Raw genomic sequence first — 15562 nt, 5'->3', positions numbered from 1 at the left:
ATCGGGGGCCGTCCCCGGCGGTCAGGCCTCGGGGCTCGCCACGAGCCGCCGCGCCACCGCGTCCGCGAAGCGGTCGAGCGAGCCCTTGCCGAGCGAGAAGAAGAGCGAGGGCTCGGTGAGCTCGGCCTCGATGACCATGGGGGCGCCGTCGTCCCCGTTCACCAGGTCGACGCGCGCATAGAGGTTGGGCTCCTGCCCCGGGACGGCCTTCGCCGCGACCGCGAGCGCCTGCTCGGCGACCGCGAGCTGCTCGGGGCTCGCCTCGAAGCGGCTCATCTCCTCCTGCTTGTACAGGCCCTGGGTGGGACGGTGCGGGCCGGTGAGCAGGGCGTTCTTGCGCACGGCGTGCGAGAACTCGCCGTCGATGAAGATCAGGCCGGTCTCCCCCGCGGTGTCGACGCTGCGGACGTACGGCTGGACCATGACCTGCCGGCCGGAGGCCAGGAGGTTCTTGGCGTGCTGGATCGCGAGCCCGCGCGAGTGCGCCTCGCCGGACTGGTAGCGCCCCGTGTCCTTGGCCCCGGCGCTCACGACGGGCTTGATGACGAAGTCGCCCTGCGCGGGCAGGCGCGTGTGGATGGCGCGCGAGGACAGGTTCTGGCTCGGGTCGAGCCAGAGCGTCGGGATGACCGGGACGCCCTGCTCCTCGAGCTCCTTGAGGTAGCGCTTGTCGGTGTTCCAGCTGATGACGGCGGCGGGGTTGAGCACACGACCGGCACGCTCGGCCCACTCGACGAACTCGTCGCGACGGGGCGCGTAGTCCCAGGCCGAGCGCACGACGACCACGTCGAACGACGACCAGTCGACCGACTCGTCGTCCCACACCGACGGCACGGCCTCGATTCCCCGGGCGGCGAGCGCGCCCACGAGCGGGGCGTCGTCCGGGTCGAGGTGGGGCAGGACGGAGCAGGTGGCGATGGCGATGCGCGCGGTGGTGGTCACGCGTACGAGCCTAGACGCCCCGCGCGCACCGTACACGCGCGGACGGTGAGATCTCCGTCGCGCCCGCTAGGCCGCAGCGGCGTCCGCGGTGCGCCGGAGGGCGGCGAGGATCCCGTCCGCGGTGAGGGACCCGACGACGTCGCCCGCCTCGTCCGCGACAGGCACCCGGCCCATCGCGGACCCGGGCAGCGCCGCGATCGCCTCGAAGGCCACGGACAGCGGCGCGCCCAGGCGGATCGGGTCGGGGGCGGGCGCCGAGATGAGGTCCACGCTCTCGAGGTCCGAGCGCTGCACCATGGCGAGCCCGAGCATGCGCACGGGCGCGCCCTCTCCGATGAACTCCCGCACGGCGTCGCTCGCGGGGTGGGCCAGGACGGTCAGCGGCTCGGCGAGCTGTTCGAGGTGTCCGCCGAAGCTGAAGACCGCGATGCGGTCGGCGAGGTGGACGGCCTCGTCGATGTCGTGCGTCACGAACAGGACCGTGGTCCCGAGCTCGCGCTGGATGCGCCGGAACTCGGTCTGGAGCCGTCGGCGCCCGGCAGGGTCGACGGCACCGAAGGGCTCGTCCATGAGCAGGACCGGCGGATCGGTCGCGAGAGCCCGTGCCACGCCGACGCGCTGGCGCTCGCCGCCCGAGAGCTCGTGCGGGTAGCGCCTGGAGTAGGTGTCGGGGGCCAGACCGACGAGCTCGAGCAGCTCGCCGACCCGTGAGCGGGTCCGTGCCTTGTCCCAGCCGAGCAGCCCCGGGACGGTCGCGACGTTCTGGGCGACGGTGCGGTGCGGGAACAGGCCGACGTTCTGGATCACGTACCCGATCCGCCGCCGCAGAGCCACCGGGTCCCCCTGCGTGATGTCCTCGCCGCCCAGCAGGATGCGCCCGGCCGACGGCTCGACGAGGCGGTTGGTCATGCGCAGCGTCGTGGACTTCCCGCAGCCCGACGGCCCGACGAGCGCGAGCATCTCGTGCTCGCGCACGCTCAGGGACAGGTCGCCCACAGCGACCGTCCCGTTCGGGTACTCCTTGCGGACGCCGTCGAACACGATCGCCGCCTCGTCGGTGATCGTCGGGAACGCTGGGGTGGCCTCGGTCGTGCCGGTCGGGGTGCTCGCCATGCCACGACGCTACCCGGCGCGCCACCCCGTCGCGCGAGCGGTGGGCGGCTCGGGATAGGTTCGACGGCATGCCGCCCAACCCGTGGTTCTCGTGGAGCTACGTCCAGAACAACTGGGGAGAGATCTCCCAGGCGCTCGTCGAGCACACGACGATCACCGTCCAGGCCGTGCTCATCGCCCTGGTCATCGCCCTGCCGCTCGCGGCGCTCGCGCACCGTGTGCGCTGGCTCGCCGTCCCCGTGCTCGGCACGACGGGCGTCATGTACACGATCCCTTCGCTCGCGCTGTTCTCGATCCTCGTCCCGTTCACGGGGATCGGTCGGACCCCCGTGCTCATCGGTCTCGTGATGTACGCCCTGCTCATCCTGGTGCGCAACGTCCTGGTGGGCCTGCAGGGCGTCGACCCGGACGTGCGCGACGCGGCCAAGGGCCTGGGCTACGGGCCCACGCGGCTGCTGACCTCGGTCGAGATCCCGAACGCGCTGCCGAGCATCATGACCGGCGTGCGGCTCGCGACGGTCTCGACCGTGGCGCTCGTCACGGTCGGGTTCGTGGCGGGCTACGGCGGGCTGGGCACCCTGATGTTCCGCGGCTTCCGGTCGAGCTACAACGCCCAGATCATGACCGCGACCCTGCTGTGCCTGCTGCTGGCGGTCGTGCTCGACCTGCTGCTCCTGTTGCTGGGCCGGGCCCTGACCCCGTGGTCGCGCACCCGTGCGCCGGGCTCGGGCGACCGCTCGACAGGACGAGGCACGACCGAGGTGGCGGTCGCGCAGGCGGCCGAAGCGGCGAGCGAGCGGACCGCATGAACGTCGTCCAGGAAGCCCTGACGTGGCTCAACGACCCGCTCAACTGGACCGGCCCCGGCGGGCTGCTGGTCCGCACGGGCGAGCACCTGGAGATGACCGCGGTGGCGGTCCTCCTGGCCGCACTGATCGCGCTGCCCGCGGGCATCTGGCTCGGCCACTCGGGCAGGGGTGCAGGGCCGACGATCGTGATCGTCAACACCTCGCGCGCGCTGCCGACGTTCGGAATTCTGCTGATCCTCGCGGCGGGCGGGCTGTTCGGCGACCGGGCCGCGGTCATCTCGGCCGTGATCTTCGCGATCCCGCTCATCCTCGCGAACGCCTACACGGGCGTCGCCGAGGTCGACCCCGACGTCAAGGACGCGGCGCGCGGCATGGGCATGAGCTCGCAGCGCTCGCTGTGGCTCGTCGAGGTGCCGCTCGCGGTGCCGTTGGTCGCGGCGGGGCTGCGGACCGCGATCGTGCAGGTCATCGCGGTGCTGACGCTCGCGGCGTTCGTCGGGGGCGGGGGGCTCGGCGTGCCTCTGCGGGTCGGCTTCTCCAACCAGCGCTACGGGCAGGTCCTGGCGGTGGGCGTCGTGATCGCGGTGCTGTGCCTCGTCGTCGACGCGGTCCTCGCGCTCGTCCAGCGGGCCGTGACCCCCGCGCCGCTGCGGGTGAAGGCCGGCACCGTGCGCTGAGGCGCCCTCGGGTTGCCGGGGCCCTCCCCGGGGGGTGGAATGGGTTGTCCGTGCGAGCCGACGACCCGAGAGGCACCTGACACCCATGTCACGGCGATCCACCACCTTCCGCACCCTGACCGCTTCCGCCCTCCTCGTCGTCGCTCTCGCGGCGTGCGGCGAGGCCGGCTCCTCCGGCACCGAGGCGTCCGGGGGTTCCACGTCGACCGCGAGCGGCACCGTGTGCGAGCCCGTCGCGGGCGACGCGCTCGTCGTCCTCGAGGACGACAAGAACCTGCAGACCGTCGACAACATCATCCCGGCGGCCAACGCGGCCGCCGTCGCGAACCAGCCGGCCGTGCTGGAGCTGCTCGACACCGTGTCCGCGGCGCTCGACACCGACAAGCTCATCGCGCTCAACAAGGCCGTCGACGTGGACCGGCAGACGTCCTCGCAGGCCGCGCAGAAGTTCGTCGAGGACGAAGGTCTCGCGGCGACGTCGACCCCGGGAACCGGCACGTCGCTCGTCGTGGGCGCGGCCAACTTCTCCGAGAGCACGACGCTCGCCGAGATCTACGCCGCGGTCCTGCGCTCGGGCGGCTACGACGTCACGGTCCAGACCGTCGACGCGCGCGAGACGTACCTGCCCGCGCTCGAGTCAGGCCAGCTCAGCGTGTTCCCCGAGTACGTGGGGACGCTCACCGAGTTCCTCAACAAGGAGATCAACGGCGCAGACGCCGAGCCCCTCGCGAGCGGGGACCTCGACTCCACCGTGACTGCGCTGCGCGACCTGGGGACCCAGAAGGGCCTGACGTTCGGCGAGCCGTCGGCGGCCCAGGACCAGAACGCGTTCGCCGTCACGACGGCCTTCGCCGAGAAGTACGACGTGTCGACGCTCAGCGAGCTCGCCGAGGCCTGCCCCGGCGGCGTCACGCTCGGCGCCGGTCCGGAGTGCCCCGAGCGCGCGTTCTGCCAGCCGGGACTCGAGGAGACCTACGGCCTCAACGTGACCGACTTCGTGAACCTCGACGTGGGTGGGCCGCTGACGAAGTCGGCGCTCCTCCAGGGCGAGATCGTGCTCGGCCTCGTGTTCTCCTCGGACGGCCAGCTCGGCTGACCGAGCAGGCGGCTGCTCGGGGCCTTCGCGGCTACAGTCCGTAGGTCTCGAGCAGCCGTAGCCAGACCTCGCTGATCGTCGGGTAGGCGGGCACAGCGTGCCACAAGCGTGCAAGCGGCACCTGCCCGACGATCGCGATGGTCGCGGCGTGCAGCATCTCCGCCGCGTCCGGGCCGACGAACGTCGCGCCCACGATGACCTGCCGGTCGGTGTCGACCACGATCTGCGCGGTCCCCTCGTAGCCCTCGGCCACGAGCACCGCCCCGGACACCGAGCCGAGCTTGTACGACACCGCCTTGACCGTGAGCCCCGCCTTCCTGGCCTCGGCCTCGGTCAGCCCCACCGACGCGACCTCGGGGCGGGAGAACACGACCTGGGTCTTCGCACCGTGGTCGGCGGTCGCGGCGTAGCGGCTCCACGGCTCGGGGGTCCCGCCGTCCGCCCCGGCCGCCGCGGCCTCCGCCGGCTTCGCCCTCCCGAACCTCGCCGCGACCACGTCGCCCACGACGCGCCCCTGGTACTTGCCCTGGTGCGTGGTCGCCACGCGTCCGGTCACGTCCCCGCACGCGAACAGCCAGCCGCCGTCGACGCCCTGGACCTCGAGCTGGTCGTCGACCGCGAGCGCCTTCCCGGGCTCGAGGCCGACGACGTCGACCCCCAGGTCCGCGGTGCGCGGCACGCGGCCCGTCGCGACGAGCACCTGCGCCGCCGCGACCGACCCCTTGCCCTGGGGGCCGTCGTACGCGAGGCGCGCTCCGCCGTCGGGCAGGGACGACGCTCCCGTGATGCTCACACCCAGGCGCACGTCCACGCCGATCGTCTTCAGGCCGGCCGCGACGGCCTCGCTCGCGAAGGGCTCCGAGCGTCCGAGCAGGCGTCCGCGCGAGAGCAGCGTGACGTGCGACCCCAGGTCGCGGAACGCCGTCGCCATCTCGACGCCGACGACTCCCCCACCCAGGATCACGATCGAGGTCGGGACGTCCTGGACGCTCGTGGCTTCGCGGCTGCTCCACGGGTCGGTCTCGGCCAGGCCCGGGGTGTCGGGCAGGACGGGCACGCTGCCCGTCGCGACGATCACGGCGTGCCGGGCGGCGAGCAGCCGCGTCTCGGGGAGGTCGTCGACGTCGGCGTCGGGGTCCTCGGGGCTGACCTCGACGAGCTTTTCCCCGACGAGCCGGCCGAGCCCGCGCACGAGCGAGATCCCGGCGCCGTCGAGCCACTGGACCTGTCCCGAGTCGTCCCAGTGCGAGACCATCTCGTCGCGGCGTGCGAGGATCGGCGCCGGGTCGAGCACCGGGTCGGCCTGGACGCCGGGAACCGCGCGCGCGGCCGCCAGCGCCGCGCCCGGGCGCAGCAGCGCCTTGGACGGCATGCACGCCCAGTAGGAGCACTCCCCGCCGACGAGCTCGGCCTCGACCACGGCGACGCTCAGCCCGGTGCGGCTCGCGCGGTCGGCGGCGTTCTCGCCGACGGGCCCACCACCGATCACGATCACGTCGTAGGTCTCGTCCGGGGTGGCCTGGGTGCGCGGGTCGGTGCTCATGCCTCCCATCGTGACCCGGACCTCGCGCGGTTGCCCGCCGGGCGGGGTGACGCCCGCCTCAGGTCGCGTCGTCGACGCGGGCCTCGTCGAGGCGGTCGAGGATCTGCGCGACCGTCTCCGCGACGGTCCACCCGGTCGTGTCGAGGTGCAGCCCGCCCGGGGTCTCGCGCGCGGCCGCGGCGAACTCGTCGGGCGTCCAGGCGCCGTAGGCCTGCTTGTGCCGGGCGGCGTCCCGCGCCGCGAGGGCGGCCGCGTCGGGCACCAGCACGACGGCGTAGCGCGGCCGGGTGCGTAGGCTCGCCGTGAAGCGGGCCAGGTCGGGCCCCAGCAGGATGTCCTGGACGACGGCCGTGATCCCCGCCGCCGCATACGTGTCGGCGGCGCGGGCCGCGAGAACATGCCGCAGGTCGAGCTGGGCACGCGCCTGCGCCGAGAGCGGAGGGTCCATCGATGCCTGCCCGCTCACGACGAAGCGACGGAACATGTCGCCGCGCACGTGGGCCGCGAGGGGGAAGGACCGGGCCAGTGCCTGCGCGACCGTCGACTTCCCGGAGGCCATGGCGCCGGTGACGACGAGGACGGGAGCGGGCGTGCCGACGTGAGCGGCGGCGTCGGGCAGGGAGGTCTCAGCGGGCATGCCCCGGACCCTAGGACGTGCGGTGGGCCGGACGCGAGCGGATTGCGGGGTGCTCGCCGACCGTGCGGCCGGTGCGGCCGGCGCCGGGGCCCACCGGGCAGGGCGCCGGGCAGGCCACCGGGCAGGGCGCCGGGGCGCCGAGTGTGCAGTTCGGGCTGCCCACGTGCGCCTGCGACGACCCGAACTGCACACTCGACGACATGCCCGGGCGAGCCGACGGCCGCACACCGCGGCGCGCTCAGACCCGGCGGAACTCCAGGTCGGTGATGCCCCGGCCTGCCGCGTGGCCCTTGTTCTCGAAGCTCGTGAGCACGCGCCCCTCGAAGCGCGGCGCGACCGCACCGACCCCGTGGACGTTCTCGAACGACGCGTTCGCGCCGACGACCTCCAGCATCTGGTCCGCGTACTCGGCCCAGTCGGTCGCGAGCCGCCACGTCCCGCCCGGGCGGACGACCCGGGCGGCGAGCTCCGCGAGCTCGGGCGTCACGAGCCGGCGCTTGTGGTGACGCGCCTTGTGCCAGGGGTCGGGGAAGAAGATCCAGAGCTCGTCGACCGAACCCTCCGGCAGCGTCGTGGTCAGGACCTCGGCCGCGTTCGCCTGCACCAGGCGCAGGTTCGTCAGACCCCGCTGCGTCGCCCGCAGCACGGTCTGCGCGAGTCCCGGCGTGTAGACCTCGACGGCCAGGAAGTCACGTTCCGGGGTGGCCTCGGCCGCGTTGACCACGGCCTCCCCCAGGCCCGAACCGACCTCCACCACGAGAGGAGCCGTCCGCCCGAAGGTCGCGGCGACGTCCAGCACGTGGGCCGGGTCGACGGACGTGCGCGCGATCGACCGAGGGACGTCCAGGACGAACTGGTCGGCGTGGTCGTCCCACGCGCGCTGCTGGCGGGCATTGAGGCGGCCGCTGCGGCGGACGAAGGACACGATGTCGGTACGGAAGCCCTGCTCGCGGGCCTCGGAGAGGGTCTCGGGCACCCGCCCAGTGTAGGCGGGCGCCCGACACCTCCTCCCGCGGAGCGTCAGACGTACTGCGCGTACGCCGGCAGGTCGAGCTGACCGTTGCCCGACAGGCCGATGACGACGACCTCGGGCTCGGTGAGCGTGCGCGCGTACGCGATCGCCGCCGCGACCGCGTGCGTCGACTCGGGCGCCGGGATGATGCCCTCGGAGCGGGCGAACTCCAGCCCCGCCCGGAACGCCTCGTCCTGGTCGATCGCGATCGCGTCCATGAGCCCCAGGTTCACGGCGTGCGACACCATGGGTGACATGCCGTGGTAGCGCAGGCCGCCCGCGTGGATGGCCGGCGGCACGAAGTCCTTGCCCAGCGTGTGCATCTTGAGCAGCGGCGTGAGCCCCGCCACGTCACCGTGGTCGTAGCGGTACTCGCCCCGCGTGAGCGACGGGCACGCCGAGGGCTCGCACGCGACGAGTCGCGTCGTCGTGCCCTCGCGCAGGTTGCGGCCCAGGAACGGGAACGTGAGCCCTGCGAGGTTGGACCCTCCGCCCGCGCACCCGAACACGACGTCGGCGACGGGCTCCCCCGCCTCCTCGAGCTGGACCAGGGCCTCCTGACCGATGACCGTCTGGTGCAGCATCACGTGGTTGAGCACGCTGCCCAGCGAGTAGTGCGCCTGCGGGTCCTGCGCCGCGACCTCGACGGCCTCGCTGATCGCCATGCCGAGCGAGCCCGTCGTGTCCGGGTCGCTCGCGAGGATCGCACGGCCCGACGCCGTCAGCTCCGACGGCGACGAGTGGCACACGCCCCCGTACGCCTCCATCTGGAAGCGGCGGTACGGCTTCGAGTCGTACGACGCCCGCACCTGCCACACCTCGCACGTGAGCCCCAGGAGCGCCGCGGCCATCGAGAGCGAGGCCCCCCACTGACCCGCGCCCGTCTCGGTCGTGAGCCGCGTCGTGCCCTCCATCGCGTTGTAGTAGGCCTGCGCGACCGCCGTGTTCGGCTTGTGCGACCCGACCGGGCTCACGCCCTCGTACTTGTAGTAGATCCGGGCGGGCGTGCCGAGCGCGCGCTCCAGGCGGTGCGCACGGATGAGCGGCGCCGGCCTCCACATCGCGTAGATCTCGCGGATCGTCTGCGGGATCTCGATGTAGCGCTCGGTGCTGACCTCCTGCTCGATCAGCGCCAGGGGGAACAGCGGGGCCAGGTCCGCGGGCACGAGCGGCTCGAGCGTGCCCGGGTGAAGGTGCGGCGGGACCGGCTCGGGCAGGTCCGCGTTCAGGTTGTACCAGTGCGTCGGGACGGTGGAGGGGATCTCGACGCCGAGCGGCTCGAGCGAGCGAGCGGTCGGGGCGGCGGGCACCGAGGGTGCCGAGGTGGGGAGGGGGGACGTCGTCAAGGAACTCTCTCCTTCGTGGATGGGCACGTGCGGGGGCACGTTCCGGGCGATCCACTCCGGGAGACCTGCTGGACCGCCCTTCGTCGGGCTCGGTCAGCACGCCACAGCGTCCGACCGTCAGCGGTCGGGCCACCAGGTGTGTGCGGTGAGCAGGTTCACGGGCAGACCATAGCCCGCGGTGCGGCGAACTGTGAAGCGCGTCTCACGGACGGCCGTGCGCCGGGGACGACGAAGGCCCCTCCCCGCGTCTAGGCAGGTGAGGGGCCTTCGTGGTGGTGCGCCATCATGGACTCGAACCATGAACCCGCTGATTAAGAGTCAGCTGCTCTGCCAATTGAGCTAATGGCGCCTGGTGGTGCTGGTCGTACGGTGCTGCGTGCCCGCCGCTGCGGACGTCACGACGGCCCCGTCTCCGGGGCCGTGATCGTGGTGCGCCATCATGGACTCGAACCATGAACCCGCTGATTAAGAGTCAGCTGCTCTGCCAATTGAGCTAATGGCGCGCGAGAAGAAACACTACTGAACCGGCCCCCCGGAGACAAATCAGGGGGCCGGGCAGGGCTGTGACCTGCGCGACAACCCGTTGCGCGGGCGGCCGTCGGCACCGCGCGTGCTACAGGTACAGCCCGGTCTTGCCGCTCGTCTCCTCGGGCTGCGAGACCGCGCTGACGTCCTTCTCGCGCAGCAGCACGAAGCTCTTGCCGTTCAGCTCGACCTCTGCGCGCTCCTCGGGGTCGAACAGCACGCGGTCGCCCCGGCTCACGTGCCGCACGTTCTCGCCCGTCGCGACGACCTGGGCCCACGCGAGGCGCTTGGGCCCGACGGCCGTCGCGGGGATCACGAGCCCCGCCGACGACTGCCGCTCGGACGAGTCGACCTCGGGCAGGACCAGGAGGCGGTCGTGCAGCATGCGCAGCGGCAGGCGCTCGGGCTCGCTGCCCGACGGCGTCGCGCGCGTCACGGAGGACTTCTTCCGGGAGGTGCCGGCCGGGGCGGCGGCTGGCTCGGGGCGGGCGCCCGGCTCGGGCGCGGGGGCGTCGTGCGGGGTGGGGGTCGTCGTGCTCACGGTCCCCACGCTACCGGTGTCCTCTAGGCTCGGTGTGAACCGCGAACGCACCACGAGGAGTTCCATGAGCACGCGCCTTGCCGTCGGGGACGACGCCCCCGACTTCACCCTCCCGACCGCCGACGGCGGTTCCGTGACGCTGTCCGACCTGCGCGGCAGCTCGGTCATCGTCTACTTCTACCCCGCGGCCTCGACGCCCGGCTGCACCAAGGAGGCGTGCGACTTCCGCGACTCGCTCGCCTCGCTCCAGGGCGCGGGCTACAAGGTCGTCGGCATCTCGCCCGACGCGCTCCCCAAGCTCGTGAAGTTCGCCGAGGAGGAGTCGCTGACGTTCCCGCTCGCGTCCGACGAGTCCAAGGAGACGCTCGAGGCGTACGGGGCGTGGGGCGAGAAGAAGCTCTACGGCAAGACCGTGACGGGCGTGATCCGCTCGACCGTCGTCGTCGACCCCGACGGCAAGGTCGCGCTCGCGCAGTACAACGTCAAGGCCACGGGCCACGTGGCCAAGCTGCGCCGTGACCTGGGGATCGACCCCAAGAAGTAGGTCGACCGGCCTGCGAGCCGCCGACCGGTGCACCCCTCGCGCGCCCGTAGACTGTGCGGGCGCGCGAGTGGCGTAATTGGCAGCCGCGCCAGGTTTAGGTCCTGGTGTCTTCGGACGTGCGGGTTCGAGTCCCGCCTCGCGCACCTTCTCGCCCCGGTCAGCCGACCGGTACCTCGGTCGTCCCGGGCACCAGTCCGGGCATCTTCTCGGTGCAGTCGGTGTCGGCGGCCAGCCCCCACCCCTTGACCTGGACCGCGTCCCCGGCGCACCCGACGAGCTCCCGGTCCCCGAGCGGCTCCTCGAGCTCGACCGTCGTGGGCCGGACCCCGAAGTCCTCGCTGCACGCTCCCCTGGTCCGCTGGACGAAGGCCCGCACCTCGACGGTGTCCGTGCTCTCGTCCACCTCGACCTCGTCGACGTCGATGCACGTGCTGCCCCCGGCGAAGACGGCGACCTCCAGGTCGGTGCCGTCCTGCGCGAGGAGCACCCACTCGACCCGCAGACGCTGCGGCTCCCCCGTCTCGCAGCCCGCGAGGACGGCCGCGCCCAGCGCACACACCGCGACCGCACGCGGGAGCGTGCGCGCACCGCCGCGCGTCGCCGAGGACCACCACGTCGCTCTCGTCATGCGCCGGACCCTACCGTCGCCCCCGCCCCCGCGCAGGTCCTCGATCACGCGGCGCGCACGCGCCCGTCCTACTCTGGGAGGAGGTCCCGAGGAGGCGATCCCCAGTGCCGAACGGTCGGAGAACCCAGGCCATCTACGCGCACGAGGTCTCGGCGGCGATGTCGGCGATCGACCGGCGACGCTTCCTGCCGCGCAACCAGCGCCCGTACGCACGCGACGACCGGCCGCTGCCGATCGGTCACGGCCAGACGAACTCCCAGCCCCGGACGGTCGCCGACACGCTGCGCCTGCTCCAGGTGCCGCGCGGCGCGCGCGTCCTGGACGTGGGATCGGGCTCGGGCTGGACGACGGCGCTGCTCGCCCACCTGGTCGGGTCGAGCGGGAGCGTCGTGGGCGTCGAGATCGACCCGGACCTCGCGGAGTGGGGGGCGGCGAACCTCGCGACCTACCCCATGTCGTGGGCGCGGATCGAGGTCGCCGAGCCGGGCGTGCTCGGACGCCCGACCATGGGCGGCTACGACCGCATCCTCGTCTCGGCGGCGGCCCAGGTCCTGCCGCAGGAGCTCGTCGACCAGCTCTCGATCGGTGGGCGCCTCGTGATCCCGGTGCAGCACGTCCTGGTCCTCGTGGAGCAGCACCTGACGGGCACCGTCACGAGCCGGCACGGGAGCTACAGCTTCGTGCCGCTCATCGGGTCGTAGCACCGGCTCCCGCGCGCCAGCGCGCCGCCGAGAAGTGGACCCGGCACCGTGCCTGGTAGGACTCGACGCCACCGACGTGCTCGGCCCCCGCGGTGAGGGCGTCACCACGTCCGTCGTCGCCACGGCCGACGACGACGCGCTCGTGGAAGGGGGCGTCCTCGCCGCAGACCGTGCAGACGGCCGTGAGGCGGTCGGCCCGCTCTGCCAGCGCTCCGAGCGCCGGGATCGGGTCGAAGGGGCGTCCGTCGAACGTCACGTCGAGCCCCGCGACGATCATCACGAGGCCCGCGTCGGCCGCGTGCTGCACGACGTCGAGGAGGTCGGGCCCGAAGAACTGCGCCTCGTCGACCGCGACGAGCTCGACGGCGGGGTCGACCAGGTCGAGGATCTGCGTGGCGGACGTCGCGGCGCGCGAGGGGATGTCGAGGCCCGAGTGCGAGCTGACGATGCCCTCGCCTCGTCGGTCGTCGAGCGCGTGGTGCACGACCTCGACGCGGCGACCCGCGATCTGCGCCCGGCGCACGCGCCGCAGCAGCTCCTCGGTCTTGCCCGCGAACATGGGCCCGCTGATGACCTCGACCCGTCCCCGCCGCACGTCGTCCACGCAGCCAGTAGACCACGTGGCAGACCACGCGACGAGGTCGGCGGCGGGTCCACCCGGAGCGCCTCGGGGTCAGCCTCGCGTCTCCCACTCCGAGCGCAGCACGCCCATGACGACCGCGTCGTACCGTTGCCCTCGCACGACCCGCGCGTCGCGGAAGCGGCCCTCCTCGACGAACCCGAGACGTCGGCCCACCCCCAGCATCGGGGCGTTTCCGGACCACGTCGCGAAGTCCAGCCGCACCCAGTCGGTCACCGAGAACAGGTACGTGGTCCACAGCGCGAGCGCCTCGCGACCGATCCCCCGCCCGCGCACGGCCGGGTCGTAGACGCCGACGCCCATGCGCGCCCACGCGGTCTCGCGCGACTCCCAGTACCAGGAGACGGTCCCGACGAGGTGGTCGTCGGCGTCCGCGATCACGGCCGTGCGGGGCGGCAGGCCGTCCACCACCCCGGGCGGCGCCTGCGCGAGCGCGGCGACCCGCGCGTCGGCCTGCGCGTCGTCGGGCACGGGGTAGTACGGCCCGTCCCACTCGTGCCACTCGTGGTGGGGACGCAGCCACTCACGGAAGACGGCGAGGTCCGCGGGCCGCCAGCCCCGGAGCCGGGCAGCATGCCCGACGCCGTAGACCGGCACCTGCGGATCCCTCGCCGTCATCGGTGGTTCGGCGTGCGTCAGTCCACGTCCCCCTGCGGCGCGGCACCCTCGTCGGTCAGGTCGGCCGCCGACGCAGCCTCCCCAGCAACCGTCTCGTCAGCGGCGGCCTGCTCGACCGGAAACGACTCCTGGTCGTCGGCGACCTCCGGGGCACCCTCCGTGGACTCGGCGTCCGTCAGCGCGGTCTCGATCCCGACCGCTTCGGCCTCGGCCGGTACGACGGTCTCGACCTCGGTGACCGACGCCTCGGCGACGACGGACCCCTCGACGGACGCGACGCCGTCGTGCTCGTGGTCGTGCTCGTGCGCGTGGGCCGCCGCGGCCGCGATCGTGGCGAGCGTGGCCTTGACGGCCTCGCGCGCCTCGGACGTGACCTCGGGCAGCACCGGGACCGCGGGGGCCGCGGCGGGCGCCGTCTCCTTGGTCGCACGCTTGCGGCGCGACCGGGAGCGCGAGCTCTCCGACTCGGCGGGCTCCTCCTGCACGGCGGCAGGAGCCGGGGCGTGCTGGTGACCGCCACCGTTGTTCGAGCCGCCCGACTTCTCGATCGGGTCGGTGTGCACGATGAAGCCACGACCGTTGCAGTGGTCGCACGTCTCGCTGAACGCCTCGACCAGGCCCTGGCCCACGCGCTTGCGGGTCATCTGGACCAGGCCGAGCGAGGTGACCTCGGCGACCTGGTGCTTGGTGCGGTCGCGGCCCAGGCACTCGACCAGGCGACGCAGCACCAGGTCGCGGTTGGACTCGAGCACCATGTCGATGAAGTCGATGACGATGATGCCGCCGATGTCGCGCAGGCGCAGCTGGCGGACGATCTCCTCGGCGGCCTCGAGGTTGTTGCGCGTCACCGTCTCCTCGAGCGTCCCACCGGAACCGGTGAACTTGCCCGTGTTGACGTCGACGACCGTCATGGCCTCGGTGCGGTCGATGACGAGCGAACCGCCCGAGGGCAGCCAGACCTTGCGGTCCATGCCCTTGGCGAGCTGCTCGTCGACGCGGTGCGCCGAGAAGGCGTCCTTCTCCGACGTCCAGCGCGAGACGCGCTCCTTGAGGTCGGGCGCGAGCTCGGCGACGTAGCTCGAGATCTCGTTCCAGGCGTTGTCGCCCGAGACGACGAGCGAGCTGAAGTCGTCGTTGAAGATGTCGCGGACGACGCGGATCGCGAGGTCCGGCTCGCCCTGGAGCAGCGCCGGGGCGGAGACCGACTTCGCCTTCTTCTCGATCGCCTCCCACTGGCTCTGCAGGCGCTCGACGTCGGCGCGCAGCTCGTCCTCGCTCGCGCCCTCGGCGGCCGTGCGCACGATCACGCCCGACCCCTCGGGGACGACCTCGCGCAGGATCTTCTTGAGGCGGGCACGCTCGGTGTCCGGGAGCTTGCGCGAGATGCCGGTCATGCCGCCGCCGGGGACGAACACGAGGTAGCGGCCCGCGAGCGTGATCTGCGACGTGAGGCGAGCGCCCTTGTGGCCGATCGGGTCCTTGGTGACCTGGACCAGCACGGAGTCGCCGGACTTGAGCGCCTGCTCGATGCGGCGCGGCTGCCCGTCGAGCCCCACGGCGTCCCAGTTGACCTCGCCGGCGTACAGGACGGCGTTGCGGCCCTTGCCGACGTCGATGAACGCGGCCTCCATGGACGGCAGGACGTTCTGGACGCGGCCCAGGTAGACGTTGCCGGCCATCGAGACCTGCGACTGCTGCGAGACGTAGTGCTCGACGAGCACGCCGTCCTCGAGCACGGCGATCTGCGTGCGGCCGTTCTTCTCACGCACGACCATGGAGCGCTCGACCGACTCGCGGCGTGCGAGGAACTCGGCCTCGGTGATGATCTGGCGGCGGCGGCCCGCGTCGCGGCCCTCCCGGCGGCGCTGACGCTTGGCCTCGAGGCGCGTCGAGCCCTTGAGCGCGGTCACCTCGTCCGAGGACGTGCTGCCGCTGCGCTCGCGCGTGCGGGTGCGGCTGGACGACGTGGTGGTGGGGACGCCGGCGCTCTCGCTGCCATCGGCCCGTCCGCCGCGGCGACGGCGGCGACGGCGACGGCTCGATCCCGAGCCCTCCTCGCCGTCGTGCTCGTCGACGTGGTCGTCCTGCTGGTCCTGCTGGCCCTCGGTGGTCTCGGCGCCCGGCTCGCCCTCGGGGGCGGGGCCCGCGGGCTGCTCCGTCCGGTCGTCCGTCTCGTCCTCGCCGTACTCG

Annotated in this window: 16 protein-coding genes and 3 tRNA genes; 6 read left to right on the top strand and 13 right to left on the bottom strand. The window is 72.9% G+C overall.

The genetic code is table 11. The annotated features are described in order from the left end of the window. Positions 1–21: 21 nt before the first annotated feature. Both ACFRCR_RS09340 and ACFRCR_RS09335 read right to left on the bottom strand, forming a co-directional pair. Positions 22–942 (bottom strand): RimK family alpha-L-glutamate ligase, encoded by a 921-nt coding sequence (locus ACFRCR_RS09340; RefSeq protein ID WP_377676990.1) that lies wholly within the window; start codon positions 940–942, stop codon positions 22–24. A gap of 66 nt (positions 943–1008) precedes the next feature. Next, positions 1009–2055 carry an ABC transporter ATP-binding protein gene (locus ACFRCR_RS09335; RefSeq protein WP_377676989.1) on the bottom strand — a complete coding sequence of 349 codons (1047 nt, stop codon included), beginning with the start codon at positions 2053–2055 and terminating at the stop codon, positions 1009–1011. Between the two features lie 68 nt (positions 2056–2123). Between ACFRCR_RS09335 and ACFRCR_RS09330 the strand changes: the two genes are divergently transcribed. The 3 genes from ACFRCR_RS09330 (at position 2124) to ACFRCR_RS09320 (ending at position 4637) form a co-directional block, all read left to right on the top strand. After that, positions 2124–2864 (top strand): ABC transporter permease, encoded by a 741-nt coding sequence (locus ACFRCR_RS09330; RefSeq protein WP_377676987.1) that lies wholly within the window; start codon positions 2124–2126, stop codon positions 2862–2864. Then, the gene (locus ACFRCR_RS09325; protein WP_377676986.1) at positions 2861–3541 is read left to right on the top strand and encodes an ABC transporter permease; all 681 of its coding nucleotides are present in this window, start codon (positions 2861–2863) and stop codon (positions 3539–3541) included. Before ACFRCR_RS09330 ends, ACFRCR_RS09325 begins: the two co-directional genes overlap by 4 nt. A gap of 85 nt (positions 3542–3626) precedes the next feature. Continuing rightward, positions 3627–4637 carry a glycine betaine ABC transporter substrate-binding protein gene (locus ACFRCR_RS09320; RefSeq protein ID WP_377676985.1) on the top strand — a complete coding sequence of 337 codons (1011 nt, stop codon included), beginning with the start codon at positions 3627–3629 and terminating at the stop codon, positions 4635–4637. A gap of 31 nt (positions 4638–4668) precedes the next feature. On the opposite strand, the gene ACFRCR_RS09315 is transcribed toward ACFRCR_RS09320, so the two are convergent. The 7 genes from ACFRCR_RS09315 to ACFRCR_RS09285 form a co-directional block, all read right to left on the bottom strand. Continuing rightward, positions 4669–6180, bottom strand: a complete 1512-nt coding sequence (locus tag ACFRCR_RS09315) for a dihydrolipoyl dehydrogenase family protein (protein ID WP_377676983.1) — start codon at positions 6178–6180, stop codon at positions 4669–4671. Between the two features lie 58 nt (positions 6181–6238). After that, a complete protein-coding gene (locus tag ACFRCR_RS09310; RefSeq protein WP_377676981.1) occupies positions 6239–6817 on the bottom strand; it encodes an AAA family ATPase in 579 nt (192 codons plus the stop codon). 238 nt (positions 6818–7055) lie between these two features. Then, a complete protein-coding gene (gene trmB / locus ACFRCR_RS09305) occupies positions 7056–7793 on the bottom strand; it encodes a tRNA (guanosine(46)-N7)-methyltransferase TrmB (protein ID WP_377676979.1) in 738 nt (245 codons plus the stop codon). Between the two features lie 44 nt (positions 7794–7837). Continuing rightward, complete coding sequence (locus ACFRCR_RS09300; RefSeq protein ID WP_377676991.1) at positions 7838–9139, bottom strand: TrpB-like pyridoxal phosphate-dependent enzyme; 1302 nt, start codon at positions 9137–9139, stop codon at positions 7838–7840. Between the two features lie 309 nt (positions 9140–9448). Next, a tRNA-Lys gene (locus ACFRCR_RS09295) sits at positions 9449–9524 on the bottom strand. Positions 9525–9602: 78 nt separating this feature from the next. After that, positions 9603–9678 (bottom strand) — tRNA-Lys (locus ACFRCR_RS09290). Between the two features lie 110 nt (positions 9679–9788). After that, positions 9789–10241, bottom strand: coding sequence for a GroES family chaperonin (locus ACFRCR_RS09285; RefSeq protein WP_377676978.1), 453 nt, complete (start codon positions 10239–10241; stop codon positions 9789–9791). 64 nt (positions 10242–10305) lie between these two features. Here ACFRCR_RS09285 and bcp point away from each other — a divergent pair, with 64 nt between their 5' ends. Both bcp and ACFRCR_RS09275 read left to right on the top strand, forming a co-directional pair. Next, positions 10306–10785: a thioredoxin-dependent thiol peroxidase gene (gene bcp, locus ACFRCR_RS09280; protein WP_336705971.1), complete on the top strand. Its 480-nt coding sequence runs from the start codon at positions 10306–10308 to the stop codon at positions 10783–10785. 61 nt (positions 10786–10846) lie between these two features. After that, positions 10847–10928 (top strand) — tRNA-Leu (locus ACFRCR_RS09275). A gap of 14 nt (positions 10929–10942) precedes the next feature. On the opposite strand, the gene ACFRCR_RS09270 is transcribed toward ACFRCR_RS09275, so the two are convergent. After that, complete coding sequence (locus ACFRCR_RS09270) at positions 10943–11413, bottom strand: hypothetical protein (protein WP_377676975.1); 471 nt, start codon at positions 11411–11413, stop codon at positions 10943–10945. Positions 11414–11517: 104 nt separating this feature from the next. On the opposite strand from ACFRCR_RS09270, the gene ACFRCR_RS09265 reads away from it, so the two are divergent. Continuing rightward, positions 11518–12114, top strand: coding sequence for a protein-L-isoaspartate O-methyltransferase (locus ACFRCR_RS09265; RefSeq protein ID WP_318244100.1), 597 nt, complete (start codon positions 11518–11520; stop codon positions 12112–12114). On the opposite strand, the gene ACFRCR_RS09260 is transcribed toward ACFRCR_RS09265, so the two are convergent. From ACFRCR_RS09260 to ACFRCR_RS09250, 3 genes are all read right to left on the bottom strand, one after another. Further along, positions 12101–12718: a thymidine kinase gene (locus ACFRCR_RS09260; RefSeq protein ID WP_377676973.1), complete on the bottom strand. Its 618-nt coding sequence runs from the start codon at positions 12716–12718 to the stop codon at positions 12101–12103. The genes ACFRCR_RS09265 and ACFRCR_RS09260 overlap by 14 nt on opposite strands. 69 nt (positions 12719–12787) lie before the next feature. Continuing rightward, positions 12788–13351 (bottom strand): GNAT family N-acetyltransferase, encoded by a 564-nt coding sequence (locus ACFRCR_RS09255; RefSeq protein ID WP_377676971.1) that lies wholly within the window; start codon positions 13349–13351, stop codon positions 12788–12790. 38 nt (positions 13352–13389) lie between these two features. Then, positions 13390–15562, bottom strand: a 2173-nt coding sequence (locus ACFRCR_RS09250; protein ID WP_377676969.1) for an Rne/Rng family ribonuclease, incomplete at its 5' end; no start/stop codon positions are given.

Source organism: Oerskovia sp. NPDC056781 (assembly GCF_042789955.1).
Classification (GTDB): domain Bacteria; phylum Actinomycetota; class Actinomycetes; order Actinomycetales; family Cellulomonadaceae; genus Oerskovia; species Oerskovia rustica.
Note: the sequence above shows the minus strand (reverse complement) of the source record. Positions and strands in the feature narration are given on the sequence as shown.

What these genes read in the sequence shown, in the direction of transcription:
- ACFRCR_RS09335 (WP_377676989.1), bottom strand. Translation starts at nt 2,055, where the DNA reads ATGGCGAGCACCCCGACCGGCACGACCGAGGCCACCCCAGCGTTCCCG.
- ACFRCR_RS09330 (WP_377676987.1), top strand. Translation starts at nt 2,124, where the DNA reads ATGCCGCCCAACCCGTGGTTCTCGTGGAGCTACGTCCAGAACAACTGG.
- ACFRCR_RS09325 (WP_377676986.1), top strand. Translation starts at nt 2,861, where the DNA reads ATGAACGTCGTCCAGGAAGCCCTGACGTGGCTCAACGACCCGCTCAAC.
- ACFRCR_RS09320 (WP_377676985.1), top strand. Translation starts at nt 3,627, where the DNA reads ATGTCACGGCGATCCACCACCTTCCGCACCCTGACCGCTTCCGCCCTC.
- ACFRCR_RS09315 (WP_377676983.1), bottom strand. Translation starts at nt 6,180, where the DNA reads ATGAGCACCGACCCGCGCACCCAGGCCACCCCGGACGAGACCTACGAC.
- ACFRCR_RS09310 (WP_377676981.1), bottom strand. Translation starts at nt 6,817, where the DNA reads ATGCCCGCTGAGACCTCCCTGCCCGACGCCGCCGCTCACGTCGGCACG.
- bcp (WP_336705971.1), top strand. Translation starts at nt 10,306, where the DNA reads ATGAGCACGCGCCTTGCCGTCGGGGACGACGCCCCCGACTTCACCCTC.
- ACFRCR_RS09270 (WP_377676975.1), bottom strand. Translation starts at nt 11,413, where the DNA reads ATGACGAGAGCGACGTGGTGGTCCTCGGCGACGCGCGGCGGTGCGCGC.